We start from the raw sequence: 26,611 nt of genomic DNA on the forward strand, positions 1-26,611 counted from the left end.
TAACGAGGGGGTGCCGGCCGTGCCTGACCGAAGTTGCTGAGCTTCAGGGCGACCCCTCGTGCGGGCTGCCGGTCCAGCGCAGATCGGCGAGGATGGGGAGGTGGTCCGAGCCGAGGTCCGGGCCGATCCAGGCGCGCTCGGTGGTCCAGCCCGGCCCGGCGAGGACGTGGTCGATGCGGATGCCGAACCAGCGCGTCCGCTTCGTCGCGCCGAACCCCAACCCGGCGCGGGAGAACGCGTTCTCGAAGCCCGACCAGAAGCGCCGGTAGATGGCGCTGTCGACCGGCATGTTGAGGTCGCCGACGATGACGACCGGATAGGGCGCCTCGTCGACCCATTGGCGCGCGAGCTCGGACTCCCACGCGCGCAGCGCGATGACGCGGTCGTGCTCCGCGGCCTGCTTCCAGAGGCCGTGGATCAGCGCCTCGATCGCCTCGCGCGGCGTCTCCAGGTGCAGGTTGAGGAGGCTGAAGGTGCGCGCCCCGGGCGCCGCCGGCGCGCCCGGCCGCGGCGCGTCTGGCGCGTCGGGCACGCCCGCGGCAGCGGCGGCCGGAACGAGCGAGTTGGGCGGAGCGCCGGGGGCCGCGCGGTCCGGAAGCGAGATCGCGTATCGGAGGATGGCGCCGTGGCCGCCGGCGCGCCAGACGTCGCTGCGATCTCTCGACTCGGCCTTGAGGACCGGATACCGGCTCACGAGGCACATGCCGCGGTCGACGTGGACGGACCACCCCGGGAAGGTGGCTGTCAGCTCGGGCTCGGGGATCGAGCATTCCTGCAGGGCGAGCACGTCGGGCCGGGACTCGGCCACGAAGGCCTTGAGTCGCTCCATGCTCATGGCGCGGCTCCCCGTGTTGAAGGACGCGACGCGCAAGTCCCCGCGGCCCGATCCGCCGGTGAGCGCCCGGAGCGAGAAGGAGTACCCGAGGATGGGCCCGACCACGAGCGCCGCCGCCAGCGCTGCGGGGATGAGGGCGCGGCGCTGGAGCACGAGCGCGGCGGGCACGAGGACGAGCAGAGGGAGGGCGATGACCTGGCGCGGGCCGAAGAGGAAGAGCGTCGCGGGCCAAAAGCGGTCGCCCAGGATGGGCAGGGCGAGCCAGACCGCGACGACCCCGAGGAGGTAGAGCACGGCGGCGGCGAGCACGACGGCCCGGAGCCGGCGCCAGCGCGGCGGGGGCGGACGCAGGGCGGCGGGGCCTGGCGGGGCGGAGGGGGATTCCGGGGATGGCTCGCGCTGGGGCATCGATGTGGTTCCGTGGGTGTGGGTGGACCCTGCCGTCAACGGGCGGAGGCGTCGAGGAGCGCAGCGGCGAGGGTCGAAGCGGTCGCGGCCATGGCGCCAAGATAGCCCAGACGGATCCGTCGTCCCACACCGGGGGCGTCCGCTGCACGTAGGGGCGACAGGTTGTAATTTTTCTTACACCAAACAGTTTTCGACAGGCCCGGACTGAATTGAATTTCTACCTGGAGGCTCCCGACAGCCTCCGGGCTGAATTGAATTTCTACCTGGAGGCTCCCGACAGCCTCCGGGCTGAATTGAATTTCTACCCGGAGGCTCCCGACAGGCTCCGGGCTGAATTGAATTTCTACCTGGAGGCTCCCGACAGCCTCGGGGCTAGATTCCGCGCGCGGCGGCTTGTCGCGGCGTCGTTTTCGCACCTAGAATCCCCAAGCCGGACGGCGGCTTCATCGGCGCGTCCGTATCCGAGGCCCCCGTGCCGAAGCTGGTGATCAACGGAGCAAAGCTCGAGTGCAGCGAGGGATTGTCTCCCTCCGCTCTCACCGTGCTTCCCGCGAACGGGACCGACGCTGACGAGGCGCCCGTGGCGACGGTCATGGACTTCCACCCGATGACGAACGTCGCGCCGTTCGGCATGTGCAAGGCGCTGGCGAATCCCCAGGTCGCGTCCGCAACCGCCGCGGCGAAGGGCGTCCTCACCCCGATGCCGTGCGTCCCGGCGATCGCCGCGCCGTGGTCGCCCGGCGCCTCGATCGTGACGATCGCCGAGCACAAGGCGCTCACCAGCGACTCGACCTGCCGCTGCGCCTGGACGGGGCTCGTCCGGATCACCGACGCAGGCACCGACGTCGACGTGGACTGAAGATCCGCCGGGAAATGCGCCACGAGCGCCGCCTTGCGATCGTGGCCGTGTCGGCGACGGGAGGGTTCAAGCGGTCGTCCTCGGTGGAGGCGACGTGATGCTCAGCGCTCGGAGCAGGCCGCGAGCTCGTCGCAGCCCGCTCGCGCGCTGCGATCGCTGCCCGGTCAGTCGTCATCCGGCGGCGGCGCCGGCGGCGGTTTCAGCGATCGCAGGAGCGCCTCGACGTCGCGCTCGCTCGCGCCGGCCGCACGCAGCTTCGCCAGCAGCGCCTCCTGCGAGCCTGGCGCGGAGGACGGGAGCACGGGCGCTGGCGGCGGTGCCACCGGACCAGGAGGACGCACCTGCGCGACCACGGCCCGAGAAGCAACAAGCGGAGAGGCGATGGGTGGCAACGCGGGCGCTTCGGGCGGCGGCTCGACGATGAGCGGCGGCGTGGCCATCGGCGGCGCGGGCGGCGGTGCCGCCATCGGCGGCGGCGCGGGCGGCGGTGCCGCCATCGGCGGCGGCGCGGGCGGCGGTGCCGCCATCGGCGGCGGCGCGGGCGGCGGTGCGCTCTCGCCGAGCGACAGCGTGCCCTCAGCCCGCAACGGCGGCGTGAGCGCCCCCCACGGCGCGCCGGGCACCGTGGCGACAGGACCGGGCGCTCCGGCCGGCTGGATCGGAAACGGCGCCACCTCTCGACGCCCGGCCGCCGCCTGCTGCTCCGGCCGCAACGCCATGGTCCCCGCGCCCGCCTCCTCCCGCTTCGCGGTCACCGCTTCCAGCGTCGCCTCGCCTGCCGGCGCGGGCGCAGGCGAGAGCGGCGCGCCGGCCCACGGCGTCGCGTCGACCCTCCACGGAACGGTCGCGTCGCCCGCCTCCGCCACGGGGAACGGCACGGCCGTCTTCGCCGCCGCGGTCGCCTGCTGCTCGGGCCGCAGCGCCACCGTCTCCTGGCCTGCCTCGGCGCTCGTCGTGGCCGGCGCCGCCGACGGCGCGGACGGCGCCGGCGCCTGGGCCCACAGCCGGGCCCAGTCCACGTCGCGGCCCGGCACCTCCAGCGCCGCCGACACCACGAGCGACGGCAGCGCCGCCTCCCCGCCGGGCACGTCGACACGGCCGCGCCACACGAGCGCAAACCCCTCGCGATCCCCGTCGATCGCCAGCGTGTCGCAGACCATCTCGACGGGCCGCTCCGCGGTCGATGCACCCGCCAAGCGCTGAAGCACGCGGGCAACGCCCCGGGCCGAGGGAAGCCGGGTCTGCACGCGCGGCGCGCTCGACTGCAGGCCGTCGAGGAGCAGCCACTCGTCACCGCGCAGGTGATCGACCTGCTGGTCCGGCGGAGCGGCCTGGAAGTACTCCCACGGCATCGCGTCGGGGATGTCGACGATCGGCGCCTCCAGAGCGCGATGATCGATGCTCCCGAGCAGCCGCCTGCGCGCGAGCCACAGCCGCGAGATGGGCGCGAAGCTGGTCGGCCTCCGGGGATCGGCCGGATCGACGAGGTTGGGTGTCGCCTTGCCGACCGGGTTCGGCTCGCCTGGGCCGCCGAAGGCGCGCTCGTAGACCAGCGGCATGCGATCGAAGTGCCTCGGGCCGGCGGGGCCGCGGTCGCCGAAGACGTGGACCACCTTGTCGAGCACCAGCCGCCCGTCGCGGGCGAGGCCGAGCCGCGCCGACATTGCGGGCAGAGGGCTGCCGCCGGGCGGGTACGCGTGCCCGACGAACGTCACATCGCTGCGCGGGAGGTATGGCGCGAAATCGCTCGCCTCTTCGATGCTGCGCGAGGGGTGGCCGCCGAACTGCCGCTCCTCCGAGCGGATACCGGCCGCCCCCACGTGGCGTGCGATACCGCTCTGGACGAACGCGAAGCGCGCCTTGACGACGACGGTGATCCAGAGCCGCTTCTGGTACCGGAACGGTACGACCGCGCAGGAGACGTCGCCGGAGGCGATCGAAAGAGGACCCATGGTGGTGTCCGCTAGACTACCATCGTTCGAGATGGTCGCCGCGTTCACGTCGACAGCTGCTCCCGCGGGCATTGCGCCGTTCACGCTCACGACCGATCGCTGGTCCCCGGCCGATCTACCGATCGTGAGCATCCGCGGCACGGAGCAGATCTCGCGGCTCTACCGCTTCGAGATCCTCCTGGGCCGCATCGAGCACGCGCCTGCGGCGCTCGAGCGCGATCTCCTCGGGCAACCGGCGCGCCTCGCGCTCCGCGCCGGGCCGGACGAGGGACGCACGGTGCACGGGATCGTGCGCCGCATCGAGGCTGAGGGGACGCTCGGCGATCAGGGAGGCCGGCACGGCTACCGGCTGTGGCTGGCGCCGCGCCTGTGGCTCGCCGGGCGCGGTAAGAACAGCCGGATCTTCCAGGACCTCACGGTGCGCGGGATCGCCGACCGGATCCTCGACGACTGGGGCTTGCCCCGGCAATGGCACCTCGCGCGGGAGCACGCGCCGCGCGCGTACTGCGTGCAGTATCAGGAGAGCGATCTCGACTTCCTGCTGCGCATCCTCGCGGACGAGGGCATTTTCTTCCATTTCGAGCACCCGGACGGCGAGGGTGAGGGCGAGGGCGAGGTGATCGTCTTCGCGGATGATGCCCACCTCGTCAGGCCGATCGACGGCGAGCCGGCGATCGAGGTCCGCGAGGGCGACGGGATGTCCACGCGCGAGGACGACGTGCGCCACTTCCGCCTGCGGCAGGAGGTGCGGCCGGGCGCGGTGCTCCTCAAGGACTTCGACTTCGTCCGGCCGGCGCTCGACCTGCGCGCGGAGGCCCGCGTCGCCGCGAGGGAAGACGCGTTCGATCCGGCGCGGGTCCGGGTGTACGACCACCGCGGCGAGCGCGAGCGCTCCCGGCTCGACACCGCGGTCGCGCGGCTCCACCTGGAGCAGCACCGCACCGGCGGCTCCATCGGCGAGGGCGAGAGCCGATGCCGCCGGCTCTTGCCGGGGCACTGGTTCGAGCTGCGCGGCGGGCCGGCGGACGGGCACGACGGGCGATACACGGTCTTCCGCGTCGACCATGAGGGCTGCGTGCCGGAGCGGCGGAGCGGTGAGGGCGCGGCGGCGGAGGTCTACCGGAACACGTTCCGGTGCGTGCCGCTGGAGGTGGCCTTTCGCCCGCGGCGGCCTCGGCGCGAGCCACGGCAGGTGGTGGAGACGGCGACCGTCGTGGGCCCTCCGGGCCAGGAGATCCACACCGACGAGCTCGGTCGGATCAAGGTGCACTTCCACTGGGATCGCGAGGGCGAGAACAGCCCGAGCAGCTCGTGCTGGATCCGCGTCGCGCAGGCGTGGGCCGGCGCAGGATGGGGGTTCCAGTTCATCCCGCGTGTCGGGATGGAGGTGCTCGTGACGTTCGTCGGCGGCGACGTCGACCGGCCCATGGTCACCGGGTGCGTCTACAACGCGCAGCACCCTCACCCGTTCGCGCTGCCCGCGAGCAAGACGAAGAGCGGGATCGTGACGCAGACGACCCGCGGGGGCGGCGGGCACAACGAGCTGAGCTTCGAGGACCGGCGCGGGCACGAGCGGGTGCACGTCCACGCGCAGAAGGACCTCGACATCGCGGTCGAGAACGACGTGACGACGCGGATCGGGGCGAACCGGACCGAGCACATGGGGGGCAACCGATTCACCTTGGTGGGCGGCAACAGCTTGAGCAGCGTGGGGGGCGACCTGACGCATACGGTGGCGGGGAATGAGACGTGGGTGGTCGACGGGGATCGGTCGTCGACGGTGCGGGGCGATGAGAGGGCGACGATCGAGGGGAACGCCGTCGGCGTGGTGAATGGGAACGTCGACCGGAGGGTGGCAGAGGACCTGAGCACCCGCGTCAGAGGGCGGGAGCGGCGTGAGGTCGACGGCGCAAGCGAGGCTCGCTTCGGCGATGAGGTGACGACGCGTGTGCTGGGATCGGCGGTGACGCTGGTCGGGAGGCACGGCGCGGCGCGGTCGTACACGCTGCGGGTCGAGGGGACGACGGACCTGTCGAGCAGCGGATCGACGGAGATATCGTCGGAGAAGGAGGTCGTGATCCGCTGCGGCAAGAGCACGCTGCGCATGGCGCCGGATCATATCGAGCTGTCGTCGCCGGCCATCTTCTTGCAGGCGGACGGCGCCGCCGCGGTCCTGGAGAAGGATGACGTCCGGCTCCGCGCGAAGGCGCGGGCGCTGGTCTTCTCGGACAGCAAGGTGCTGCTCAAGTCGGCGGGGGCGACGGTGAGCCTCACGGCGGACGCGAAGATCGATGGGGCTGCGGTGAGGCTGAAGTCTCCGGACAGCGAGTCAGATTCGACCTCGCAAGCGGTGGTGCAGAAGACGAAGATTGAGCTGAAGGACCCGACCGGGCAGCCGCTCGCTTACCAGCGCTTCCTGATCTTGCTCGAGGATGGCTCAGAACGGGGAGGAATGCTCGATCGCGAAGGGAGGGCCGAGATTGACATCGAGGGCTCCGCCTCGATCGTGTTTCCGGAACTCGCGGACGTGGAGGAGGCGTAGGAATGCGACCGTACGTCATTCGCCAGGGCGACTACCTAGCCCAGCTCGCGCACAGGTACAGCTTCTCCGCCGCGGAGGTGTGGAACCATCCGTTGAACGATGCGCTTCGGCAGAAGCGCGCGAGCCCTGATATCCTCCAGCCCGGCGACATACTCTACCTGCCCGACGCGCGCGATGGTTGGAATCCACTCCTGCTCACAACCGGCGGCGCGAATCGCTTCACCGCCCGGATCCCGAGCGTCGAGATCAAGCTCGTGCTCGAACGCGCCGACACGACACCTATCGCGAACAAACGTTTTCGTGTGGAAGGTCTGGGGACGGAGCCGTTCAATGGCATAACCGACGCCTCGGGGCTCGCTTTGTTCCCCGTGCCAGTGCATGTGCGCGAGGTGAACCTCGCTTTGGAGGAGGAGGGCCTTCACTGCCAAGTGTGCATCGGGCAGATGGACCCCGTCGACGAGCCGAGTGGTGCCGCCAAACGCCTCACGCACCTCGGCTATCCGGCTTCCATCAGCCTCTGCGAATTCGACGTTTCTGCCGACGTACTGAGCGAAGCGATTGCGGCTTTCCAGACGGCGCATGGACAGCTCGAAATCACCGGCACGCTGGATGACGCCACGCGCGATGCTTTGGTGCAGGCGCACGGCTCCTGACGAGCGATGTCCACGGACGCATGGTCCGGCGATACGGCCCAAGTCCCCATCACCCACGCGACATCGCATTTTATCTACAGGACCCGGGGCGTCGGATCCAAAAATCGCGCCATCAAAAATCTCAGATGTTCGTACTGCGACATCTTGACATCATTATTTCGAATGGAGATCGTCGTGTGTGAACAAACAATCAATGCTCCTCCCAATGCCCGTGCAACCGTTCGGTGCGACATGGCGCTACAGGCGCCGACGCAGAGCTCCGACAACATCGTAAAACGAATCGGCGCCTGGTTGGATCAATTGCCGAACATCGTCGAGATTGATGCGCGAGAACAGTTGGCGCAGCTTCCCGATGCACCGGCCCGTCTTGCCCAAGCGGCAACTTACCGAACTCGCCCCCCACGCAGCGAAGCACGACGCGACTACGATGCTCTACAATTTGATCTCTGGGCCAATTCGGTCTTGGACCTCGGCCTCACCGACATCGTCATTCCCATCAACGAGGGCCACGAACACTCCTTTGCGGCAAATCCATATCTGGCCGACGATAGCTGGCGACGCCTGAATTTCCTCACGAACGCGTTCACGCAACATCGCTATCCAAACGGATTCCCTCGGAGCCCAAGCGTGCATATCATGGCATTTTGCGGCATTGACCAAGGCTTCATCGCCACGTGCTCCGCAGGCCTCATCGACGCATGCGCCAACGCTCAAACCATTTCATCAGTAATGCTTGACTGCGAGGAGTGGTGGGTGGGCGGAGCCGGACACTCACGCCCACTGCCAATGCGCGAGCGGGCGGCCAGCGACGTAAAGACCTATCTGTGGGACGCATGGCCCCCAACGCAGCGGCCGGCCGGCGGCATTGGCGTCACCGGTCTCGCATCGAAACCACCCGTGGAGCTCTTACAGTTTTTGGACTACGGGGTGCCTCAGATCTATGGGTCGATGCGCAACATGGGTGGCCCGTCGCTCGCGAATGCAGCATGTGCGCACCGCCGGTTCTATCGACGCTGGTTCGATGCATTTAATTGCTCGCGACCAGCCAATGAGCGCCACATTATCGTCGGTCATACCGCAAATGGCACATATGTCGATTCACGCCGTATACGAATGCTCATGGAGGCAACTTTGGGGCTCGGCGGGTCCGGAGCGCCTCCTCTAAACCCTCCAAATGCGATTTACTACTGGTCAGTAACACATATTAACAGAAGCCACACACGCAGGAATGAGGTCAAGCGTCTCACGAGCCTGGCCCGCAATGGCGGGATCGATCTCAGGAACGTACAACCCTAAACGTGCACTGCTGATTGTGTAAAACTCGTCAATGGAAACCCCGACCATGTCCAGCATAATTCCTCGCATCGATTCATAACTATCATCGAGAGCGCCGGTGCGAGTTCCTGCGGTCGCGGAAGCACTTCCCCGAACGAGGAACAACGACGAGGCGGCTCACGCGTGGTCGAGCGTCATATCGGCGCGCACGTCTTCCCATGCGCCGGCGTTCGCGACCTCGTCGACATGCTCGTCGAAGCAACGCTCCCTCCGGCGCGGCCTTCAAGAGGATGGGGGCGACGAGCCCGCCGTTCTGGTAGAATGGATCTTATGACGGCGAGCAAGCGCGACTGGGTGGGGGGCCGCGTGGGGAGCCACGCCGAGCTTGACGCGGCCGACCAGGCGTTCTGGGATCAGGCAGGGCCGGCGGCGCGCTTCGAGGCCTCGATCGAGCTCTCGCTGACCGCGTGGAGCTTGCGACATCCCGATGAACCTGCCCCCCGATTTGGTCGAGATGCTTTCGGCGTTCGCAGACGCCGGGGTGCGGTACCTGGTGATCGGCGGCCACGCGGTGTCGCTGCACGCACGCCCCCGGACGACAAAGGACCTGGATCTGTGGCTCGACGCCGCGCCTGAGAACATCGGACGCGCGTGCGCGGCGCTGCTGCGCTTCGGCGTGCCGGACGAGCTCGTGGCGAACCTCCGGGCGGCTCGGCCAGACGAGATCGTCTGGATGGGGCGAGTCCCCGCCCGCATCGATTTCTTGCAGGCCGTCGCCGGGGTCGAGTTCGAACGCGTCTGGGAGCGGCGTGTCACTGCCGACGTCGCAGGCGTACCGGTGCACTTCATCGGCCGCGACGACCTCCTCGCGAACAAGCGGGCCGTGCGGCGACCGCAGGGCTCTGCGCGACGCGCGCGCGATCGAGCGCGCCGCCGGGGCGGAACCGCGGACGCCGCGGAGACCCCCACGACCGCGCCGAAAGCCCTGAGGCCTGCGGTATCGCGGTCGCTGTGCGTCGCGCTCTCGTGCTTGCCTGGCCGCCAGGGATTCTTCTACGATGGCGCTCGCCGGCTCGCGCGGTGCCCTCGTCGAGGAGAGGCACGGCGGCCGACCCGCATCGAGTGACGCAGCACCTGGGACCCACGGAAGAGGCGCACGCCATGACTCCGCTCGCTCGACCCGGTGATCTCCTCGCAGGAAAGTACCGCGTGGAGCAGGTGCTCGGCGAGGGAGGCATGGGCGTCGTCCTCTCCGCGAGGCACCTCCGCCTCGACGAGCTGGTCGCGATCAAGCTCATGCGGATCGAGACGGCGCAGGACGCCAGCCTCGTCGTGCGCTTCCTCCGCGAGGCGCGCGCGGCGTCGAAGATCAAGAGCGAGCACGTCGTGCGGATCAGCGACGCCGACACGCTGGAGTCGGGCGCGCCGTACATCGTGATGGAGCACCTCTCGGGGCAGGACCTCGCGTCCAAGCTCCGGGACGAGGGCAAGCAAGGCATCGCGGAGACCGCCGGCTTCGTCCTCGAGGCGTGCGACGCCCTCGCCGAGGCGCACGCGCTCGGGATCATCCACCGCGACCTGAAGCCTGCCAATCTGTTCCTCGCGTCGACCCGGGACGGCGGCACGCGCGTCAAGGTCCTCGACTTCGGCATCTCGAAGCTCGTGAGCGGCGAGGGCGGCCAGGACATGACGCGGACGGCGTCGATGCTCGGCTCACCCATGTACATGTCGCCGGAACAGATGCTCTCGACACGCGACGTGGACGCGCGCACGGACATCTGGTCGCTCGGCGTCGTCCTCTACCAGCTCCTGGCAGGAGAGGCGCCCTTCCGGGCCGAGACGATCCCGCAGGTGTGCGCGCTCGTGCTGCAGACCGAGCCGCGCCGGCTGCGCGATCTGCGGCCCGAAGTGCCCGCCGGGCTCGAAGCCGTCGTCGACCGCTGCCTGCAGAAGGATCGCGAGAGGCGCTTCCCGGCGGTGGCCGACCTGGCAGCCGCGCTGGCGCCGTTCGGCCCCGAGGGCTCGCTGCGCCTGGCCGATCGCATCTCGCGCGTCGCCCGCATCGGTCCCGGCGCCAGGGGGTCGCTCGGCTCCGGTGCGGATCATCCCTCCCCCGTCCCCGCGCTGGCGGCATCCGGGACCTCCTTGCTCGCCCCCGTGCCCCGTCCGTCGCACGAGTGGTTGGGCCCCACGGTGGCCGCGACACCACCATCGCATGAGCCATTGCCGCATGCGGCGGGGCCAGCGGGCACACCGCCCCTGGAGGCACTCGCGGCGCCCGCGCCGCCCCCGGAGGCCCTCGCGGCGCCCGCGCCGCCCCTGGAGGCACTCGCGGCGCCCGCGCCGCCTGCTGCACCCCAAACACCGGCGGGAGCAGCAGCATCCGAAGCGAGCTCGGAAAGGCCACCCACCGGGGCCGGCGTCAGCACAACTCTGCCCGTGAAGGCAGGCGCCGCGCCGAAGAGATCCAGCGCTCCGGCGGTGCTCGCGGTGCTTGCGGCGCTCGCCACTGTGCTCGGGGTTGCGGTGGCGACCTTCAAGTCCCTCGGAGACAGCGGCCCGCCCGAACAGGCCACGACCTCCATGGCCTCTCCTCCAGCTCCGGTGGCGGTCTCGGAGCAACCGAGCCCTCAGGGGCCGCCGCCCTCGCAGCCCCCCATGGCCGATACCGCGCGGCAAAACGATAGACCCTCTGGCGACGCAGCGCCGGCGACGTCCACCCCCGCAGCGCCGGCGTCGTCCACCCCCGCAGCGCCGGCGACGTCCACCCCCGCAGCGCCGGCGTCGTCCACCCCCTCCGGCGGCACGAGCGCGCCCACGCTCCACAGCGCGCGGCCTGCATCGGGCCCTCGCGCCGCACCGGCCACGCCGAAGCCGGCGCCGCCTCCCGCACGCCCCGCCCCGGCGCGCGCAGCCGATGACCCGTTCGAAGGACTTCCCCAGTGAAGAGCGGTGTTCTCTTCCGATCCCGCGCCCGCGCGGCGGGGCTAGCCGCGTGCATCCTCACGGCGATCACCGGCGCGCCGGGCGCGCGCGCCGACGCGGGCGACGCGAAGAGGAAGGCGGATGCCCGCGCGCTCTTCGAGGAGGCTCGCAAGCTCACGGCGGAGGGCAAGTACGCGGAGGCGTGCCCGAAGCTGGCGGCGAGCCTGCAGCTCAACGCGGGCATCGGCACGCAGTTCTACCTCGCCGACTGTCTGGAGCACGTCGGCCAGCTGGCCAGCGCCTGGATCAACTACCTGGAGGTCGTCGACGCGACGAAGGCTGCCGGCCAGAAGGCACGGGAGAAATACGCGCGCGAACGCGTGGACGCGCTGCATCCACGGCTCTCGCGGCTCGCCGTCGTGGTGTCCGACGAGGCTCGGGGCACGCCGGGGCTCGAGGTGAGGCGCGACGACGCCGTGCTGGTCGAGGCCCAGTGGGGCATAGCGGTCCCGGTGGACCCCGGGCCGCACAAGGTCTCCGCCACCGCCACCGGAGCGAAACGCTGGGAGACCACGGTGACGATCGAGCGGGAAGGACAGACGGTCACCGTCACGATCCCGCCGCTCGAACGCGCGGCTCGAACACCGACGCAGGCCGCCTCGGACCCCCCAGCCGCCTCGCCGCTCGCTGGCACCGTTCTGCTCCCGAGCACGGCGTCGCCGCCCTCGCCCGAACCGAGGGCCACGGCGCCCGGGAAACCCGCGGGCGATCCGGGCTCACCGCTGCGCACCGCCGGCCTGGTCACCGGCGGGGTCGGCCTGGTCGGGCTCGCCGTCGGCGCGGGCTTCGGCATGACGGCGCTGTCGAAGAACCGCGAGGGCACCGGGCATTGCGACGTTTCGAACGGCGGCGCCTCGAAGGCGTGCGCGCCCGAAGGCGGCGCGCTGCTCGATGAGAGCAAGACGGCCGCCACGCTCTCCACGGTGAGCTTCATCGCGGGCGGCGTCGCGCTCGCCACCGGCGCCGCCCTCGTGCTGCTCGCGCCGCCCGCGCGAAAGGCGGACCCGCGAGGAACGGATGCCGCCGCCAACGTGCTCCTGGGCCCAGATGGCATCTCGCTCGTGGGGAGATGGTGAGGAGATGGTGAGCAGATGAGGCGATTTCCACGGCGATCGCGATGGTGCGCAGCAGCGGCCCTCTCCTGCGCCGCGTTGACGAGCTGCCTCGTCCTAAACAACGACTGGTACGCCTGCGACACGACCTGCACCGGCACGTGCATGGCCTGCGAGGAGAGCAAGACGGGCGAGCCCGACGGGACTTGCGCCCCCGTGACGGCGGACACGGATCCCGACGACGAGTGCGAAGGCGGGGAGTGCGGCGGAGACGGCGCGTGCGAGGCGCCGAGCGGCAGTCCTTGAAGGAAGCCCGCGCTCACCCCTCCGCACCCAGCGCTCGCGCCCGTAACCCGATCTCGCTCCCCTCGAACGGACGCGGTCCCGCCCCGGAGGGACGTCGGGCGGCGTCCGAGCTTCAGAACGCCACGGACGCCTGCAAGCCCACGCCCACGCCGCCGCTGTCCGACCTGCGCGACTGATAGCCGCCGCGGAGCGCGGCGGAGAACAGGTCCGAGAGCTTCAACGTCGCCTCGCCGACGAGCCGCACCCCGAAGCTACTCGCGCTCGGCATGTCCGTCACCTCGATCACTGGCGCTAGCGACAGCGAGTCTCCAGCGGGGAAGTCCACGCGGCTGTAGAATGTGGTCCCGAACCCCGTATCGCTCCCCAGCCCGATCGTCTCGAACCCCAGCGTGATCTTCGAGCCGTACGGATCGCCGATGAGAAATGCACCACCGACGCCCATGGTGAAGCTCTTCTTCGTCATGCCGGCGAGCAGCTCCGCCTCCACATGCCACGAGTCCGAGAGCCGAAGCCGAACGCTCGGCGCTGCATAATAGAGGCCCATCTCGTAGTTCTTGTCCTTAGGCGCCTCCGGCGACTTTCCGAGGATGACCCCGGCGCGCATGGAGAACTCGGTCACCATCCGGAGCAGTCGATACGTGTACGAGAGCTCTGCTTTCCAGTAATGCTCGCCTACCTCGCGATCGCTCGTCTCGGCGTCAGGGCACTCCTCGGCGCTCGACGCCTGACACTCTGGCTCGTTCGGGGGGCGCGCTCCGAAGTCGACGCTCTCGACCCTCGCCGACGCCGTGCTGCGCCGCCCGCCGAACCGCTTCAGCAGCGTGCGCTCCACGGCATCCATGGGGGCCTCAGCCACCTGCACGTGGTGCATGCGCGCGCGCGAGGCGAATACACTCGCGCGGACGCCGTCGACGCGCTCGATTTCGATCGTATAGTCCAGCCCCGGCGGCACCACCACCTCCAGCGGGATCACCGCGACGTAGGCGAGCGCGGCGCTGCCCGACCGCTGAAACGACGCCGACCGCAGGGTTCCATCCGGCAGCCTATAGACGACGAACGCCTGTCGGACCAGGTGGGCATTATCGAAGCTCGCCTCGATCGAGAGCGCCTCTCCAGACTTGCCCACCGAGACCGGCGCGTGGACCATGCGCACCTCCGGGGCGACGGCCGGCGCGTCGCGCGGGCTGGTCGAGGTCGCCTGCGGCGCCGCCTGTCCTCCGGCCGCCGCCGGCGCTCCCACCGGAGCATCCTCGGCCGACGCAGTGGCCGGGCGCCCAAGCGCCAAGGCAACCGCGCAGAGAAAGGCAAACACGCGCCCGAACGAGCGCGCCGGCGGAATCACGTCCGGTGCCTGATCGAGCATCACCACTGGTAACTCACCGCCGCGCCCACGCCTGGACCCGAGTGATCGATGCTCCGACCCTGATACGAAACGCGCACGCTGAACACCAGGGGGTCCTGCACCCTCCACCCCAGCTGGAGCACGGCGCGCGCTCCGACCTTGCCCTTTCCCTGGGACACCTTCTGGGACGCCTCGCTCTCCTCGGCGGGCTCGACGCTCGGCTCACCCGTCGCTCCTGCGGGCTGGTTCGTCACCTCGACCCGGAACAGCATCGGGAACCTCCGGAAAGCGGCGAGCTCCAGCTGCGTGATGCCACGTGCACCGATCCCACCCAGGAGCTCGCCGCCCAGGACGAGGTTCGTGTGCTTGTCGTTGCCGATGCGGAACATGACATGCCCGCCGCCGGACACGCCGCCCTCGCCGAGACCGACCAGGGCGCGACCGATGAGCGACGCTCCGTAACTGAAGCCGATCTCCGTTTCGAGATACCCGTACGTGAGCCCCACCTTCCGTGGATCGAGGTCGTCCTCATCGAGCTCGCGCACGTTACCGCCATAGCCGCTGTACACGCCGAACCCGGTCCGGAGCGCCCGGATGCCGATGTCGCCATACCGGAGGCTCACCATCCCCTCCACCTGCAACATGTAATCGTTGTCTCTAAGCCGGTTGTAATCTGCGAAGTCGGTCGAGACGGCCACCGTCGTCTCGATCGGCGCCGGCTCGTGATCGGGGAGCCGCGGCTCGAGCGGCAGCTCTGCTGGCGCCGTGCTGCTGCCCACGACGGCGACCATCTCGCCGGCGCTCGTCGCGGCCTCCGCGAAGAACTCCATGTGTTGGTTGATGAGCGCGCTGCCAGGGATCACCGTCGAGAAGTACCCGCGGCCCATGGGCGTCATCGGGAACGGCTGGTAGTTGGGCTGCTTGGGCGCTCGCAGGTGAACGACCGCGCCCACGGCACCGTCGCGCAGTTGCATACCGAGCTCGAGGGGCACGCCGGCGACAGCCCCGGCCGGCGTGATGAAGGCGAGCAGGAGATCCCCCTTGGCGCTGGCCTTATCCGTGGCCGTCTGCTCCGACGCCTTGCTCTCGGCGACCATCATGCGGCGCAGCGCCTGCGCCTCCTCGTTGAGCACCGGCGCGAAGCGGCTGGACGGCGACGCGCGCACGTATTTCTCGTAAGCGTCGATGCGCGCCGCCGGATCCGCCCCTCCCAGGCTCTCGAACATCGCCGCAAGGGCGGCGGCGTCGGGATCCCCCGCCCGCGGTGCGTTGCTCGCCGGGATGCCATACGTAGAGTCGCTCGCGTCCTTCGCCGGTTTGTCGGGCTTCTTCGCGGGTGCCGGAGGGATCCCCGAGGCGATCACGACGTCGCCTGCCTGCGGCGTCCTGGTGGGCGTCCCGACGGCCTGAGCGAGAGAAATGGTCGGGCGAAGCTGCACGATCTGAAGCGTGCCTATGAGGAACCGATCCGTGACGGTCTTGCCGGTGATGGGGTGCTTGAGCCGGACGGGACGCCAGAGCTGCACCCTGGCCCCTTCGGAGACGCCTACCGCCTGCCCCAGATCGAGGAGGAGGTCACTGCCCTGGATCTCGAGCACAACCCCGGTGGCCTCGTCGGCGCGAGCCTCCCGCTCTCCGACGAGGAACAAGGCGCTCGCAGCAAAGAAGGGCATGAAAACTAGAAGCGTATTTCGAAAGCGCGCGCGCATTCACAGCACCTTCCCCGAGCGGATCCTGGACGTCACCGTCCCCTCGCTACAGTGGCATCGCCCACATCATTTACACAAAATTCATGTTCTGGGAAGAGCGATACGCCACGCATGCTCATGGATCTGGCGCTCGTCGAAGCCGGCGCACCTGTCTCAGCGCGGAGCGCTGGCGCCGGCGGATACGACAAATCGATCGTGGACGGATGTCCCGGAGCTACTTCCGGGTGCGCTGCGCCGGAGGCGTCTTCTTCCCCGGCGCGGGCTCCCCCCTCGCCCCCTCCGCCGCAGCCCCCTTCTTCGCCACAGCCCCCTTCTTCGCCACAGCCCCCTTCTTCGCCGCAACCCCCTTCTTCGCCGCAGCCTCCTTCTTCGCCCCAACCTTCTCCCCGGCTGCAGCCCCCTTCTTCGCCGCAGCCTCCTTCTTCGCCCCAACCTTCTTCCCGGCCGCAGCCCCCTTCTTCGCCCCAACCTTCTTCCCGGCCGCAGCCCCCTTCTTCGCCCCAACCTTCTTCCCGGCCACAGCCCCCTTCTTCCCCTCCCCCTCTCGCTCGCTCGCCCCCTTCCCCGCCGCCCCCTCCTCCCGCACCCGCAAAGCCCGCTGCGGCGCCACCGCGCGGTAGCTCTCCTCGATCCACTCGAGCAGCATCGCCTCGGGCACGCGGTCCTTCGGACCGAAGCGCGCTGTCACCCACCCGCTCTTGCCGAGGTTGTACCCGGTCGGCGCCGCGAACGGCAGCAGCAGCGCTGCCTCGCTCGACTGCGGCAGCTTCGCGGTCACGACGAGCTTCCCTTCGTGGATGTTGAGGAAGACGAAGATCTTCCTGCGCACCTTGGCCACGCGATCGCCCCAGGGGAACTCCTCCACCGCCTCGGGATAGGCCAGCGCGGCGTCGCGCAGCCTCGCAAGGATTGGTGAGAGCCGCGCTTCGTCCTTGGTCGTGGTCATATTCGCCGAGCCTAGGGCGCACGCCGGACCGCGTAAAGCCGGAGCCGCGCGCCGCGCCAACCGCTGAGCCGAAAAGCCGCCGAGCAGCGCGAGCCCGAAGCGCGCCTTACGCCCCCGGGCACCCTTTGCTTCCCGCGCGTGACGCCCCCGACTGCCGCGAAGCGACCACCTTGACAGTGTCACCCTGGCGCGCTTACGTGGCCGACGATTCGCCCGCCCGTTCCGGAAGGGGGCCGAAGCGGCCAGCGGAGCAAACGATGCAAGCGAGCGGAGCATGGCGGAGGACCGACCCCACCGAGACGATCTACAGCGCGACAACGAGGCCCTGCGCGCGCAGAACGAAGAGCTCCGCCGCGAGCTCGCCGAGCTGCGGCGGGCGCTCGCCCGACCCGAGCCCGCAGACGGGTCGCCCCCTGGAGCACCGCCACCAGACCTCGGCCCCGGCGCCGTGGAGCGAACGCCGCGCAACGGCGCGCCGCCCGAGGACGTCGACGTGCTCCGCGCGGTCCTCGAGGCCGCGCCCATGCTGCTCTTCGCCAAGGACGCAGGCGGCCGCTACATCCTGGCGAACGGGTACTTCCTGAGCTGGGCTCGCCTCGGGTGGGGCGATGTGGCCGGGAAGACCGATCACGAGATCTTCCCAAAGGAACGCGCCGACACCTTCCGCGCCGCCGATCTCGAGGTCCTCACCACCGGCCAGACGCTCTCGTGGGACGAGGGCGACGTGAGCCCCGACGGGCAGCTCCACCACTTCGCCGTGCTCAAGTTCCCGCTCAGGGACGCGGCCGGGGCGGTCCGCGGCGTCTGCGGCGTCTCGACCGATATCACCAGCTACAAGCGCGCAGAGGCCGAGAACCAGGAGCTCCAGGCCGAGATCATCCGCGCTCAGGAGCGGAGCCTGCGCGCCCTCTCCACGCCGCTCTTGCCGATCGCCAAGGGCGTCCTCGTCATGCCGCTCATCGGCGACATCGACCAGCGCCGCGCCCAGAGCGCCCTCGAGGTGCTGCTCGGCGGCATCGTCGCCCACGAAGCCAGACGGGTGATCCTCGACATCACGGGCGTGCCCGCCGTCGACGCCGACGTCGCGAACGCGCTGGTCAAGACGGCCCAGGCGGTCGGGATGCTCGGCGCGACCGTGATCGTGACAGGCATCCAGCCGAAGATCGCAGAGACCCTGGTCGAGCTCGGCGCCGATCTCAGCGGCCTTGTCACGCGGTCGACGCTGGAGAGCGGCATCGCCCACGCGCTCAAGGGCTGACTTCCCCGGGGCCATCCGGTAGGGTGCCGCCCGCAGGAGCTATCCATGTTCGCGCTCGAGAACCGTGTTCAGGAGTATGCCTGGGGCTCGCGGGAGGCCATCGCGGCGCTGCTCGGACAGGGCCCCTCCGACAAGCCTCAGGCCGAGCTCTGGATGGGCGCCCACCCGGCGGCCTCCTCGACCATCGCGCTCGACGGAGCCCGCGAGCGCCTCATCGACGCCATCCCCAGGCACGCGGACGCGTTCCTGGGCGGGCCGACGCGCGATCGCTTCGGCGCGCGGCTCCCGTATCTGCTCAAGGTGCTCGCGGCCGACCAGCCGCTGTCGCTGCAGGCGCACCCGGACGAGGCGCAGGCGCGGCGCGGGTTCGACGCGGAGAACGCGGCCGGCATCCCGGTCGACGCGCCCGAGCGCACCTACCGCGACCCGCACCACAAGCCCGAGCTCATCTGCGCGCTCACCCCGTTCGACGCGCTCTGCGGCTTCCGACCGGCCGAGGCCCTGGCGGAGGTGTTCGCGCTCCTCGCCGGCGGCCCGGGCGACGCGCTCGTCCCGCGCGGCGACGGGCCCGTCGACGCGGCCGCGGTCGCGCGGCTCGTCGAGGGCCTGCTCGCGCTCGGGCCGGCGGCGCGGCGGGAGCTCGTGTCCGCCGTGGTCGAGGCGTGCCGCGCCCGCGCCGAGGCGGGCGGGCGGCTCGCGCGCGCCGCGGGCTGGGCGCTGCGCCTGCACGAGCTCTACCCGGGCGACGTCGGCGTCGTGATCGCGCTCCTGCTGAACGACGTGCACCTCGAGCCGGGCGAGGCGCTGTACCTGCCGCCGCGCCGGCTGCACGCCTACGTGCAGGGGGTCGGGATCGAGATCATGGCGAGCTCCGACAACGTGCTGCGCGGCGGGCTCACGCCGAAGCACGTGAACGTCGGCGAGCTCCTGCGCGTCCTCGACTTCTCCCCGTGGCGCGTCGCGCCCGTCGCGCCGCGCCGGGCCGACGCGGAGTCCATCTACGACACCCCCGCGCCGGAGTTCCGGCTCTCGCGCATCGAGCTCGACGCCGCGTCGTCGTGGCGGACCGACGACCGGCGCGGCCCCGAGATCGTGCTGTGCACCCGGGGACAGGCGTCGCTGGTCGACGCGCGCGGCGCCGCCCAGCCCCTCCGCCAGGGCGGCTCGATCTTCGTCCCGTTCGCCTCGGGGGGCTACGCCATCGAGGGAGAGGGCCAGTTCTTCCGCGCCACGGTCGGCCTCTGAGCCGCGCCTAGAGGCGCCTCACGCCCCGCGGAGCACCGCGGGGAGGCCTGAGCATCCCCGCGCCCGGCGAACGGCTCATGGCGAGGCGGCGCGCTCCCGCGCCGCGGGCCGCGGGCTCGCGCCGTCGGCTGGGGCGGCGCCGTCGGCCGCGGCGCTCGCCGGCTCGCCGCGCGGGGGCGCCGGCGGATCGGCCGGGTCGCGGCCGAGCGAGCGGGCGGCGGCGCGCCACGTGGCGAGCACGCGCCGCTTCATCACGCGGAGCTCGTGCGCGGCGAGCTCCGCGGCGCGGCGGGCGCTGTCGTTCACCGAGGGCCGCGCGGCCCGGAGCTCGACGAGCGGCCGCGCCGAAAGCGACAGGGCCAGCTTGTACTGGCAGGGGCTGTCCAGAAAATCGTACTCGCGCCGCCCCGCCTCGATCGCGGCGCGGATGGCGTAGGCGTGGACCACGATCCCGGGACGGAGCCCCTTCGGCAGGTCGACCCTGCGCCCGCACTGGTAGAAGTAGATCTTGTTGTTCCAGACGAGGTTGTAGAGCGCCGCGACGGGCTCGCCGCGCGCCGAGAGCCACGCGAGGTCGAGGGCGCCGCGCTCGAGCATCGCGGGCATCACCTCGTCGTGGAACGCGCGGAAGCGCGGCGAGGCGAAGACGCCCGCGCGCCCGTCGGCCGACCAGCGCTCGGCGTGCAGGCGGAGCAGGATCTCCCGCGCCCCGGCGAGCTCAGCCGACGTCCTCGCCCGCTCGAGCGTCAGCGCGCCGCCCGCCCACGCCTCGAGATCGCGCATCGAGCGGCGCACGAGGTAGCGGCGCGACGCGGAGAGCGCGCGCAGGTACGCCTCCCAGCTGGACGGCAGCGGGATGTAGGGAGAGGCGTCCGTGACCTCGATCCGCGCGTCGATGCCGTGTTTCCGGAGCGCGCGCGAGAGGACCACGGGGAGCGCGCCGTCGGTGCGCATGGCCGGCAGGACGAGCTCGTCCCAGGCGCCCAGCGCCGCGCCCGTGAGCGCGTCGGCGAGCGCGTGCGCGACGTCGGCCTCGGCGCCCCGCTCGGCGATGACGCCGAGGTTGCAGGAGCAGATCTCGTCGGCCTGGTCCTCGCCCGAGGCGAGGAGCTCCAGCCGGCGGAACGGGATGCCGCTCCTGTGCCGGCAGCGGCGCTCGAGCAGCGGCGCGAGGCCGACCAGGCGGGGCCCGTCGAAGAACAGCGCGGCGCGCAGCGAGCGGCCCTGCGCCCCGAACACCCGCCACCAGGCGAGCATCCAGTCCGGCGCGAGCATCGGCTCGCCCATGTCGCTCCGCCCCATCAGATCTTCCCACGCCCCCCGCATCGCGGCGAGCTCGGCGACCTCGGTCACCAGGTGAAACCGCAGCATCTTCCCCTCCCCATCGAATACCTCCCCATCGAACACCCCTCCTCCCCTGCCCCCCGCGCCGCCCGGCCCCCCTCGCGCGGCGCGGCGGCATCGCCGCCCCTCAGCGAAACCGCGGCCGCAGCTGGGCGATCGCCCCCCGCGCCGCGCCGAGGTGCTTGTCCAGCCACGTCATTCGATACCCCTCCTCGGCGGCGCGCCGCTCGGCGCGCTCGTGATCGTAAGGGACCCGGTGAAACCAGATCTCCTGTCGCGACGAGTCGAAGATGGCGAACTCGGCGAGCTTCGCGCTCCTCCGGGCCGCGTCGACCGAGCCGGGGTTGATGAAGAAGCGCCTGCCCCGCGCGCGGTCCAGCGAGACGCGCTCGCAGGCCGACCGCAGCGTCGCGACGCCCGCCTCGACCTCGTAGAGCGCCTGGACGTGGGTGTGCCCGAACAGGCAGATGCGCCCGCTGGGCTCGCGCTCGCCGAGGATCTGCGCGTTCTCCTCGATGTGCGCGGGGCTCGTCATGTATTCGCACGTATCGACGACGCCGCCGTGAATGAGGACGATCTCCCCCTCGATGAGGCGCCGCCTGGGCAAGAGGGCGAGCGCCCGCTTGCTGTCCGCCGAGAGCGCGGCGCGCGTGCGCCGGAGCGCGAAGGCGGCCTTCGCGCCGCAGCGCTCGACGTCGATCCGCCCGATCGCGACGAGATCGTGGTTGCCCGCGATCGCGAGGACCGGCGGCCGCGCGAGCAGGCGCACGCACGCGTCCGAGTCGGCGTTGTACCCGACGATGTCCCCCAGGCAGAGCAGGTGCTCCACGCCCCGCTCCGCGAGGAACGCCTGCACGGCCGAGAGGGCCTCGAGGTTACCGTGAACGTCCGAGATGATCCCGTAGAGCATGGCGAGCCACCTTTCGTGTGAGGAATGTGCTGGCCCATCGCGCGAAGGGCCTCGGGTCGTCCCAGGCGAAGGCGTCGTAGACGGTGGGCGCCCCCGCGACCGAGCCGAGCCAGGTCGCGAGGGACGCGCCGCCGCGCTGCTCCCGGAACGCGCGGTAGACGCGGTAGACGTCGAGCCAGCGGTAGCCCGCGGCGGCGCGCGGCGCCTCGGCCGGGCGGCGGCCCTCGACCAGGTAGTCGTACGCGACGCGCGGCAGGTTGACGCCCGCCGCGGCGCCCACGTGGTTCCAGAGGGTGTACCGGGCGTTGACCTCGAGCGTGTAGAGCGCGCCGTTCCTCGCGTCGCGCACGAGGTCGATCTTGAACGGCCCCTTGAGCCCGAGCTTCCCCGCGACCTCGCGCCCGGCCGCGGCGACCGCCTCGTCGTCCGTGACCTCGATGAGCGCGCTCTCGCCGGCGAAGCCCGGGTAGGTGCGGAGCTTGCGCCCGCAGAACCACGCGAGCAGCTCCCGCCGCTCGTCGGCGAACCCGTGGAACGACACGAGATCGACCACGCCGCCCGGGATGTGCTCCTGGACGATGAGGTCGCGCTTGAGGCGCTCGAAGTGCGGGTGCGCGAGCAGCTCGGCGCGCGTGTTGAAGCGGCGCGCCTTCCCCGCGCCGCCGAGGAGGTCGCGCTGGATCTCGGCCCAGGCGGACTTGCGGCGCGGCTTCACGAGCAGCGGCTCGCGCAGGCGCGCGAGATCGCCGCCGGGCCGCAGCGTGCGCGGCGCGAGGACGCCCCTCGCCTCGCAGAGGCCGTAAAACCCCTCCTTGTCGAGCAGCGACCAGCGCACGTCCTCCTCGTTGAGGAGAAAGAGGAAGTGCCGCGCGAGCGCCGCCCGGTGGCGGTAGACGAGCTCGAGCTGCGGGTCCGTGCCGTAGAACAGGGGGATCTTGCGCCCGAGCGCCGCGTGGAGCCGCTCCCCGAGGCCCAGCAAGACGGACGCGGACGCGTCCCGGCTCGCCTCGTCGAAGCCGGGCACGACGCAGGCGGCGCGCACGTGGCGCGAGCAGAGGACCGCGTCGGACCGATCCTTCGTCGCCGCGATGACCGGGATTCCGGCCATCCCGAGCGGCCGGACCAGGGTGATGTCCCCCAGCACGAGCGCCGGGGGACGCTCGGGGGAGAAGCGGATGGCGCCGATGTCTTGTCGATCCATGGTCACTCGAACAGCGAGGTCGACGGGCCGCGGTTTTCGTCCTGGGGGCCTTCGGGCGAGAGGCCCGCATCGGCCGGCGCGGCCGCGCCCCGCTGGGCGACGTGCCGCTTCAGCAGCTGCTTCGTCCGCAAGACGCCCGACACCGAGCGGATGAAGCTCCGGTGATCCGCGCCGAAATCGACCCGGGGCACCGAGTACGGCGCGTCCGGCGAGCTCTGGAATCCCGCGACGGTCGCGTGGTCGCAAGGCCAGTTGGTCACGGCACCCAGGAAGCCGAACCGGCGCAGCGTGGCGAACTCGCGAGGACCGAAGTCCGTCCCCACATGCCCGTTCGGATAACAGAAGATGGGGACCGGGCGCCTGGCCTCGGCGCACAGGCGCGCCCAGGACACGACGATCTCGCGCTTCGACTGCGCGTCGCTCGTCCTGGAGAGCACCGGATGGGTGACCGTGTGCGGGCCGAACGTGATGCCGCGCGCCTCGCACGCGCGGACGTCGTCCCACGACATCGGCGCGTAACGCTCGGGCGGGCGCGCCGGGAGCTCGACCTCGGCGGCGGCGGCGAGCCGCTCGACGGCGCGGAGCTTCTCGATCTCGGGGACGCGCTTGCAGTGCTCCATGAAGCGCCGCGCGAGGTGCGCCCGCGGGACGCCCTCGTCCAGGCGAATGACGTGGCGGACGCCGGCGACCATGACGCTGAGCTCGCGGCGCCGCGTCGACTCGAACACGTGCTCCACGCGGTGCCACCAGCACCACAGCTCGCCGTCCAGATAGCCGGTCACGACGAAGATGGTCGCCGGGCAATCGAACTCCGCGAAGATCGGCGCGGCGACCGTCGCCTGGTCGCTCGTGCCGTCATCCATCGTGAAGGCGACCGCCCGGTCGATGGGCGCCGCCTCGCCCGAGAGGCTCCGGAAGACCCGCTCGAGCGACACGATCGGATACCGCTCCTTCCTCAGGAACTCCAGCGCGCGCCGGAGATCGCGCGGATCGACGCCCGTGATGCCGCGAGCCGGGTCCGCGAGCCGGTGCATGACGATGATGGTCACGCGCCCGCGCATCACCCGCGTGAACGGCCGCGTCGCCCACGGCGCGGCCAGGAGATCCGAGAGCCATTTCACCACGTTCGACATGAGTCCTCCCCCCTCGAGAGCCTTACGAAAAAACGATCGATGACAGCGGCGCGCCGTCGTCCGCTCAGCTCGCCAGCGCGGCCGGCGGCGGGTGATCGCCGGAAGCCCGGCCGTCGCCGCGGCCCGGAGCGGCGGTGATCTGGCGCGGCCGCTGGCTCGCGCCCCAGATCCAGGCGAGCAGGGAGCTCGGGCGGACGGCGGCGGCGCGCGGCGTGTGCCGCGCGAGCAGCAGCGCGTAGAGATCCATGTAGCGCTCGGCCATCCGGGCGGCGGAGTAGCGCCGGAGGGCGATCGCGCGGCCGCGCCGGCCCATCCGCGCGGCGAGCGCGGGATCGGCCAGGAGCTCCGCGAGCCTCGCGGCGAGGGGCGCGACCTCGCCGGAGGGCACGAGGAAGCCCGTCTCACCGTCGACGAGCGCGGTGGGCACGCCGCCCACGTCGGTCGCGACGGTCGGCAGCCCCGCGGCCATGGCCTCGAGGAGCGCGAGCGGCAGGCCCTCGGACAGGGACGGCAGCGCGAACACGTCGAGCGCGGCGAGGAGCGCCGGCACGTCGTGGCGCTCCCCGGCGAACAGCGCGCGATCGGACACGCCGAGCTCGCGCGCGAGGGCGACGAGCCGCCCGCGCTCGGGGCCGTCGCCGACGAGGAGGAGCCGCCCGCTCCGGGGCAGCGCCCTCGCGGCGGCGCGCACGAGGAGCGCGTGGTTCTTCACGGGAGAGAGGCGCCCCACGCTCCCGACGACCAGGGCGTCCTGCGGGATCGCGAGCTCGGCCCTCACCCGGGCCCTCGCCGCCGGATCCGGCGCGAACCGCGATAGATCGATGCCGTTCGCCACGACATGCAGCTTCGGCCGGTCGACCTCGCGCCGGCCGAGGACGGCCGCGGCGGTCGGGTACGACACCGCGACGTGGGCGTCGACGAACGCGGACGCGGCGCTGCGCAGCCACCTTCGTCCTTCCATGTCCTGGGACACGCCGTGCTTCGTGTGGATGACCGGGACCCGGTGCAGCCACCCGGCGGGCGCCGCGTAGATGAGCGACAGGTGGTTGTGCGCGTGGACGAGCGAGACGCCCTTCGTCGCGAACAGCGCGGCGAGGCGGGCGGTCAGCGTCCTGTCGAACCCCGGGCCCTTCGGCACGAGGCGCACCTCGACCCCGCGCCGCCGGAGCTGCTCCGCGCGCGGCCCGTCCGGATCCTCGGCGATCGCGACCGCCAGCACGTCGTGGCCCGCGGCGCGCTGGGACGCCGCGAGATCGACGACCACCTGCTCGGCGCCGCCGGTCTGGAAGCTGCTCACCACGTGCGCGATGGCGAGCCGCTGAAGAGCCCGCGAGTCCCTGCGAGCGCGATCCTCGATATCGTGAGCGACCTGTGTCTCCATACCCCTCTCCCCCCCAAACGCGTGGACCGCCGGTCCCGCCGACTCGCCTGCCCGTCCGGCGCCAGCCGTACCCGGCTTTCCTTCCATCCCCTCGCGACCGGCCCCCCTTGCGCGGCAAACGCCGTCCAGGGCGTCGCCGGAGCGGAGCTGAGATGGTGAGTGCCCCGATCCGGCGGATCGACACGAGCGCTGCAACACCCCGCGTGACTCCATGGCGGATGGCGGGGACGCGACTCGGATTGACTATACGGCGGATTCGCAAGCTGACAAGCGAATCGCGCGACAAACGGGAAAACCGAAGTACGAGGGTTGTACAACCCTGATAAGGACATGGCCCTCGGCGCCGAACAGAGGAGTTCCGTCCCAGTCTTCGACTGACCACCTCCCCGGAGCGCGGCGCCTCGCCGGGCGGCGCGGCGGCTGGCCCGGGAAAGCGGTTCGTTTTCAATCAGTTACGAAGATCGTCTCCGGCCGGTCAAAAAAGGTGAGCCGCCCTCGTAATGCGCGCGCACTGCAGAGGGCGTGCTGCGGCACGGTCGGGGGGCCGGGCTGCGAGGGAGCGTGGGTGACCGCCGTTCGCGCTGCGGCGGCGCCGGGCTGCGACCTCGGATCGTGGCCGCTTCACCGGAGGGGGGACACGCGATGCAAACGACCGAACGGAGGACGCGTCGATGAAGATCACGAGCGGCGCCGCGGCGCACGCCGATGGGGCGGTGTCGGGCGCGATCCGCGTCAGCGGCAGCGCGGCCGTCCCTCACGGAGGTAATCGAGCAGCTGGGCCTCGTCGCTGCCGATCATCCGGTCGATGCCGTCTTCCCGGACATGGCGTTGAATCTGAAGCGCCCCCGCGGTCGTCCGCACGAGGACGGCGACGCGGCGGAAGCCGCCCATCACGGCTGGCCGCAGCCGCTGCATCGCCGCCTCGAACTGCGGGTCGTTCCGCCCCGCCGCCGCGCGCAGGTCGACGAGCAGGCACAGCCCGCTGCGGCCGGCGCGGTCCAGCGCGCGGCTCACCTCCATCCACCGCTCCTCGAACATGGCGGCAGACTCGGACGGCGCCGCGCTCCGCGTCACCCGCGCGAGCTGCGCCGCCGGATCGATCGTCACGGTGTAGTGCGCATTGCGCAGGATCTCGAGCATGGTCCGCGATCATCCTATCAGGGTGAGCGCCGAATCAGAATGCCCGGCCGAGCGAGCCGAACGCCGGGAGCTGCTGAGTTCGTCGCGCTGGGCCGCTCGGTCCCGAGCTGGTCCCGATGTGATCCGGTCGGGTCC

The 26,611-nt window shown here is 71.2% G+C and carries 21 protein-coding genes; 10 read left to right on the forward strand and 11 right to left on the reverse strand.

What is annotated here, in order from left to right; genetic code table 11:
- Positions 1 to 43: 43 nt before the first annotated feature.
- Positions 44 to 1,243, reverse strand: a complete 1,200-nt coding sequence (locus tag WMF20_RS27360; RefSeq protein ID WP_437604881.1) for an endonuclease/exonuclease/phosphatase family protein — start codon at positions 1,241 to 1,243, stop codon at positions 44 to 46.
- A gap of 472 nt (positions 1,244 to 1,715) precedes the next feature.
- Between WMF20_RS27360 and WMF20_RS27365 the strand changes: the two genes are divergently transcribed.
- The gene (locus WMF20_RS27365) at positions 1,716 to 2,102 is read left to right on the forward strand and encodes a DUF4280 domain-containing protein (protein WP_437604882.1); all 387 of its coding nucleotides are present in this window, start codon (positions 1,716 to 1,718) and stop codon (positions 2,100 to 2,102) included.
- Between the two features lie 164 nt (positions 2,103 to 2,266).
- Here WMF20_RS27365 and WMF20_RS27370 read toward each other — a convergent pair whose 3' ends face one another.
- A complete protein-coding gene (locus WMF20_RS27370) occupies positions 2,267 to 4,054 on the reverse strand; it encodes a DUF2169 family type VI secretion system accessory protein (protein WP_437604883.1) in 1,788 nt (595 codons plus the stop codon).
- Here WMF20_RS27370 and WMF20_RS27375 point away from each other — a divergent pair.
- The 7 genes from WMF20_RS27375 to WMF20_RS27405 all read left to right on the forward strand — a co-directional run bounded on the left by WMF20_RS27375 (position 4,053) and on the right by WMF20_RS27405 (position 12,867).
- Positions 4,053 to 6,596: a type VI secretion system Vgr family protein gene (locus WMF20_RS27375; RefSeq protein ID WP_437604884.1), complete on the forward strand. Its 2,544-nt coding sequence runs from the start codon at positions 4,053 to 4,055 to the stop codon at positions 6,594 to 6,596. The genes WMF20_RS27370 and WMF20_RS27375 overlap by 2 nt on opposite strands.
- 2 nt (positions 6,597 to 6,598) lie before the next feature.
- Positions 6,599 to 7,249 carry a peptidoglycan-binding domain-containing protein gene (locus WMF20_RS27380; RefSeq protein ID WP_437604885.1) on the forward strand — a complete coding sequence of 217 codons (651 nt, stop codon included), beginning with the start codon at positions 6,599 to 6,601 and terminating at the stop codon, positions 7,247 to 7,249.
- A gap of 162 nt (positions 7,250 to 7,411) precedes the next feature.
- The gene (locus WMF20_RS27385) at positions 7,412 to 8,545 is read left to right on the forward strand and encodes a hypothetical protein (protein ID WP_437604886.1); all 1,134 of its coding nucleotides are present in this window, start codon (positions 7,412 to 7,414) and stop codon (positions 8,543 to 8,545) included.
- Positions 8,546 to 9,011: 466 nt separating this feature from the next.
- The gene (locus tag WMF20_RS27390) at positions 9,012 to 9,650 is read left to right on the forward strand and encodes a hypothetical protein (RefSeq protein WP_437604887.1); all 639 of its coding nucleotides are present in this window, start codon (positions 9,012 to 9,014) and stop codon (positions 9,648 to 9,650) included.
- Positions 9,651 to 9,685: 35 nt separating this feature from the next.
- Positions 9,686 to 11,470: a serine/threonine-protein kinase gene (locus WMF20_RS27395; RefSeq protein ID WP_437604888.1), complete on the forward strand. Its 1,785-nt coding sequence runs from the start codon at positions 9,686 to 9,688 to the stop codon at positions 11,468 to 11,470.
- Positions 11,467 to 12,585 (forward strand): hypothetical protein, encoded by a 1,119-nt coding sequence (locus WMF20_RS27400; RefSeq protein ID WP_437604889.1) that lies wholly within the window; start codon positions 11,467 to 11,469, stop codon positions 12,583 to 12,585. Before WMF20_RS27395 ends, WMF20_RS27400 begins: the two co-directional genes overlap by 4 nt.
- 75 nt (positions 12,586 to 12,660) lie before the next feature.
- Positions 12,661 to 12,867 (forward strand): hypothetical protein, encoded by a 207-nt coding sequence (locus WMF20_RS27405; protein WP_437604890.1) that lies wholly within the window; start codon positions 12,661 to 12,663, stop codon positions 12,865 to 12,867.
- A 112-nt stretch (positions 12,868 to 12,979) separates the two neighbouring features.
- Here the strand turns inward: WMF20_RS27405 and WMF20_RS27410 are convergent, their stop codons facing one another.
- The 3 genes from WMF20_RS27410 to WMF20_RS27420 all read right to left on the reverse strand — a co-directional run bounded on the left by WMF20_RS27410 (position 12,980) and on the right by WMF20_RS27420 (position 16,864).
- Complete coding sequence (locus WMF20_RS27410) at positions 12,980 to 14,107, reverse strand: hypothetical protein (protein WP_437604891.1); 1,128 nt, start codon at positions 14,105 to 14,107, stop codon at positions 12,980 to 12,982.
- A 122-nt stretch (positions 14,108 to 14,229) separates the two neighbouring features.
- Positions 14,230 to 15,918: a hypothetical protein gene (locus tag WMF20_RS27415; protein ID WP_437604892.1), complete on the reverse strand. Its 1,689-nt coding sequence runs from the start codon at positions 15,916 to 15,918 to the stop codon at positions 14,230 to 14,232.
- A gap of 214 nt (positions 15,919 to 16,132) precedes the next feature.
- Positions 16,133 to 16,864 carry an MmcQ/YjbR family DNA-binding protein gene (locus WMF20_RS27420; protein WP_437604893.1) on the reverse strand — a complete coding sequence of 244 codons (732 nt, stop codon included), beginning with the start codon at positions 16,862 to 16,864 and terminating at the stop codon, positions 16,133 to 16,135.
- Positions 16,865 to 17,138: 274 nt separating this feature from the next.
- Here WMF20_RS27420 and WMF20_RS27425 point away from each other — a divergent pair, with 274 nt between their 5' ends.
- Together WMF20_RS27425 and manA are read left to right on the forward strand one after the other, a co-directional pair.
- Positions 17,139 to 18,122, forward strand: a complete 984-nt coding sequence (locus tag WMF20_RS27425; protein WP_437604894.1) for a PAS domain-containing protein — start codon at positions 17,139 to 17,141, stop codon at positions 18,120 to 18,122.
- A gap of 45 nt (positions 18,123 to 18,167) precedes the next feature.
- On the forward strand, positions 18,168 to 19,367 hold the full coding sequence (gene manA, locus WMF20_RS27430; RefSeq protein WP_437604895.1) for a mannose-6-phosphate isomerase, class I: 1,200 nt from the start codon (positions 18,168 to 18,170) through the stop codon (positions 19,365 to 19,367).
- A 75-nt stretch (positions 19,368 to 19,442) separates the two neighbouring features.
- Here manA and WMF20_RS27435 read toward each other — a convergent pair whose 3' ends face one another.
- The 6 genes from WMF20_RS27435 to WMF20_RS27460 all read right to left on the reverse strand — a co-directional run bounded on the left by WMF20_RS27435 (position 19,443) and on the right by WMF20_RS27460 (position 26,476).
- Positions 19,443 to 20,738, reverse strand: coding sequence for a GNAT family N-acetyltransferase (locus WMF20_RS27435; RefSeq protein ID WP_437604896.1), 1,296 nt, complete (start codon positions 20,736 to 20,738; stop codon positions 19,443 to 19,445).
- Between the two features lie 100 nt (positions 20,739 to 20,838).
- Positions 20,839 to 21,621, reverse strand: coding sequence for a metallophosphoesterase family protein (locus WMF20_RS27440; protein ID WP_129577185.1), 783 nt, complete (start codon positions 21,619 to 21,621; stop codon positions 20,839 to 20,841).
- The gene (locus WMF20_RS27445) at positions 21,587 to 22,822 is read right to left on the reverse strand and encodes a carboxylate--amine ligase (RefSeq protein WP_437604897.1); all 1,236 of its coding nucleotides are present in this window, start codon (positions 22,820 to 22,822) and stop codon (positions 21,587 to 21,589) included. The genes WMF20_RS27440 and WMF20_RS27445 overlap by 35 nt, the downstream gene beginning before the upstream one ends.
- A 2-nt stretch (positions 22,823 to 22,824) precedes the next feature.
- Positions 22,825 to 23,955: a polysaccharide deacetylase family protein gene (locus tag WMF20_RS27450; protein ID WP_437604898.1), complete on the reverse strand. Its 1,131-nt coding sequence runs from the start codon at positions 23,953 to 23,955 to the stop codon at positions 22,825 to 22,827.
- Between the two features lie 64 nt (positions 23,956 to 24,019).
- Positions 24,020 to 25,336 carry a glycosyltransferase gene (locus WMF20_RS27455; protein ID WP_437604899.1) on the reverse strand — a complete coding sequence of 439 codons (1,317 nt, stop codon included), beginning with the start codon at positions 25,334 to 25,336 and terminating at the stop codon, positions 24,020 to 24,022.
- Between the two features lie 732 nt (positions 25,337 to 26,068).
- Entirely contained in the window at positions 26,069 to 26,476 is a 408-nt protein-coding gene (locus tag WMF20_RS27460; protein WP_437604900.1) for a hypothetical protein, read from the reverse strand.
- Positions 26,477 to 26,611 lie beyond the last annotated feature (135 nt).

The organism is Sorangium sp. So ce834 (assembly GCF_051521425.1).
In the GTDB taxonomy this organism is placed as follows: Bacteria; Myxococcota_A; Polyangia; order Polyangiales; family Polyangiaceae; genus Sorangium; species Sorangium cellulosum_D.

What these genes read in the sequence shown, in the direction of transcription:
- WMF20_RS27395 (WP_437604888.1), top strand. Translation starts at nt 9,686, where the DNA reads ATGACTCCGCTCGCTCGACCCGGTGATCTCCTCGCAGGAAAGTACCGC.
- WMF20_RS27445 (WP_437604897.1), bottom strand. Translation starts at nt 22,822, where the DNA reads ATGGATCGACAAGACATCGGCGCCATCCGCTTCTCCCCCGAGCGTCCC.
- WMF20_RS27370 (WP_437604883.1), bottom strand. Translation starts at nt 4,054, where the DNA reads ATGGGTCCTCTTTCGATCGCCTCCGGCGACGTCTCCTGCGCGGTCGTA.
- WMF20_RS27380 (WP_437604885.1), top strand. Translation starts at nt 6,599, where the DNA reads ATGCGACCGTACGTCATTCGCCAGGGCGACTACCTAGCCCAGCTCGCG.
- WMF20_RS27390 (WP_437604887.1), top strand. Translation starts at nt 9,012, where the DNA reads ATGAACCTGCCCCCCGATTTGGTCGAGATGCTTTCGGCGTTCGCAGAC.
- WMF20_RS27455 (WP_437604899.1), bottom strand. Translation starts at nt 25,336, where the DNA reads ATGGAGACACAGGTCGCTCACGATATCGAGGATCGCGCTCGCAGGGAC.
- manA (WP_437604895.1), top strand. Translation starts at nt 18,168, where the DNA reads ATGTTCGCGCTCGAGAACCGTGTTCAGGAGTATGCCTGGGGCTCGCGG.
- WMF20_RS27460 (WP_437604900.1), bottom strand. Translation starts at nt 26,476, where the DNA reads ATGCTCGAGATCCTGCGCAATGCGCACTACACCGTGACGATCGATCCG.
- WMF20_RS27415 (WP_437604892.1), bottom strand. Translation starts at nt 15,918, where the DNA reads ATGCGCGCGCGCTTTCGAAATACGCTTCTAGTTTTCATGCCCTTCTTT.
- WMF20_RS27420 (WP_437604893.1), bottom strand. Translation starts at nt 16,864, where the DNA reads ATGACCACGACCAAGGACGAAGCGCGGCTCTCACCAATCCTTGCGAGG.
- WMF20_RS27450 (WP_437604898.1), bottom strand. Translation starts at nt 23,955, where the DNA reads ATGTCGAACGTGGTGAAATGGCTCTCGGATCTCCTGGCCGCGCCGTGG.
- WMF20_RS27440 (WP_129577185.1), bottom strand. Translation starts at nt 21,621, where the DNA reads ATGCTCTACGGGATCATCTCGGACGTTCACGGTAACCTCGAGGCCCTC.
- WMF20_RS27385 (WP_437604886.1), top strand. Translation starts at nt 7,412, where the DNA reads ATGGAGATCGTCGTGTGTGAACAAACAATCAATGCTCCTCCCAATGCC.
- WMF20_RS27360 (WP_437604881.1), bottom strand. Translation starts at nt 1,243, where the DNA reads ATGCCCCAGCGCGAGCCATCCCCGGAATCCCCCTCCGCCCCGCCAGGC.
- WMF20_RS27425 (WP_437604894.1), top strand. Translation starts at nt 17,139, where the DNA reads ATGGCGGAGGACCGACCCCACCGAGACGATCTACAGCGCGACAACGAG.
- WMF20_RS27375 (WP_437604884.1), top strand. Translation starts at nt 4,053, where the DNA reads ATGGTGGTGTCCGCTAGACTACCATCGTTCGAGATGGTCGCCGCGTTC.
- WMF20_RS27435 (WP_437604896.1), bottom strand. Translation starts at nt 20,738, where the DNA reads ATGCTGCGGTTTCACCTGGTGACCGAGGTCGCCGAGCTCGCCGCGATG.